1 protein-coding gene is annotated in these 1,492 nt (G+C 69.6%); it reads right to left on the bottom strand.

Annotation, left to right across the window (positions count from 1 at the left end; all coding sequences use genetic code 11):
- Positions 1–23: 23 nt before the first annotated feature.
- Complete coding sequence (locus tag ACFYOY_RS49145; RefSeq protein ID WP_351906714.1) at positions 24–1,226, bottom strand: IS110 family transposase; 1,203 nt, start codon at positions 1,224–1,226, stop codon at positions 24–26.
- Between the last annotated feature and the right edge of the window lie 266 nt (positions 1,227–1,492).

Here is a 1,492-nt window from a genome sequence, read left to right on the forward strand (position 1 = left end):
GGGGGGTGCCTCTATGTCTTTCGTCAAGCGAGGCGTGGGGTTCTGGGTTGGTAGAAGGTGCCGTCTCGGAGCATGGCGAACAGCACGCTGATGCGGTGGCGGGCGAGGCGGAGGAGGGCTTGTGTGTGGGTCTTTCCGCGGGCCCGGCAGCGGTCGTAGTAGGAACGGGAGGCGGGGTCGTGCAGGGCGGCGAACGCGGACAGGAACATCGCGCGTTTGAGCTGCCGGTTGCCGCCCCGTGGTGCGTGTTCGCCGTGGATCGAGGTCCCCGACGACTTCGTTGTCGGGGCGAGGCCGGCGTAGGAGGCCAGGTGGGCGGCGGTGGGGAAGCTGGTGCCGTCGCCGACGGTGACCAGCAAGGTGGCGGCGGTCCTGACCGCGACCCCCGGCATCGAGGTCAGGACCGGGGAAAGAGGGTGTTCCTCCAGGAGGGCTGCAATCTGCGTTTCCAGAGCTCGGCGCTGTTCATGAACGGCGGCGAGCGAGCGGGCCAGCGAGGGGATGACGACGTCGAGGGTGCCTGTGCCGGGGACGACGACGGTCTGCTCGTCGAGGGCGTCGAAGATCTCGTCGATCAGGCGTTGGGCCATCCGCGGGGCCTTGGGCCGGATCACCTCGACGAGCCTGCGCCGACCGGCCTTTCGCAGGGAGGCCGGGGATCCGTAGCGTTCCAGCAGCCAGGTCACGGCCTGGTGGTCCAGGCGGGGCCCGAGGACGCGCTCCAGGCTGGGGTGGAACTGGGTGAGCAGGCCGCGTATCCGGTTGGAGGTGCGGGTGGCCTCGGCCGCCAGGTCCTGGTCGAAGCCGACCAGGACGGTCAGTTCGGCGGTGATCTCGTCGGTCACCTGAAGCGAGCGCAGGGTGTGGGGCATGGTGCGGGCTGCGTCGGCGATCACCGCGGCGTCTTTGGCGTCGGTCTTGGCCTCTCCCGGGTAGAGATCGGCGATCCGTCGCATGGACAGGCCCGGCAGGTAGGCGACCTGGCAGCCGGTGTCCCGGGCGACGGTCAGGGGCAGGGCGCCGATCGAGGCGGGCTGGTCCACGATCACCAGCACGGTGCCGAATTTCGCGGCCAGCTTGTCGAAGACGGCCCGCAGTTTCGGTTCGCTGTTGGGCAGCTGCTTGTCGAAGACCTTTTTGCCGGCCGGGGTGAGGCCGTGCCCGTGGTGGGCGCTCTTGCCGACGTCCAGGCCGAAGAAGACGCCCACGTCGTCGATGTCGTCCAACCCATCCTCCCGAACGGGGTTCGTGCGGTGCTGGCCAGGGCTTCGGGGCCGTACGCGCGCATCCACGTTATGCAGACCTGCCGCCCGCAAGCGGCCTGGCGTTGCGCCGGGCCGGGCGGTAGTCGGACCTCTCATCAGCGTCTCCAACGGCACCCCTCGGGCCCGGTGACACCACCCCCCAGGTCATCCCTGCGACAGGGGGGAACAGTCATGCCGGGCCCGGAGGCCAGCGGTCCTCTTGCAGGACCGCGAAGAAGATAACGGGG

Source organism: Streptomyces sp. NPDC007875 (genome assembly GCF_042868035.1).
Classification (GTDB): Bacteria; Actinomycetota; Actinomycetes; order Streptomycetales; family Streptomycetaceae; genus Streptomyces; species Streptomyces antimycoticus.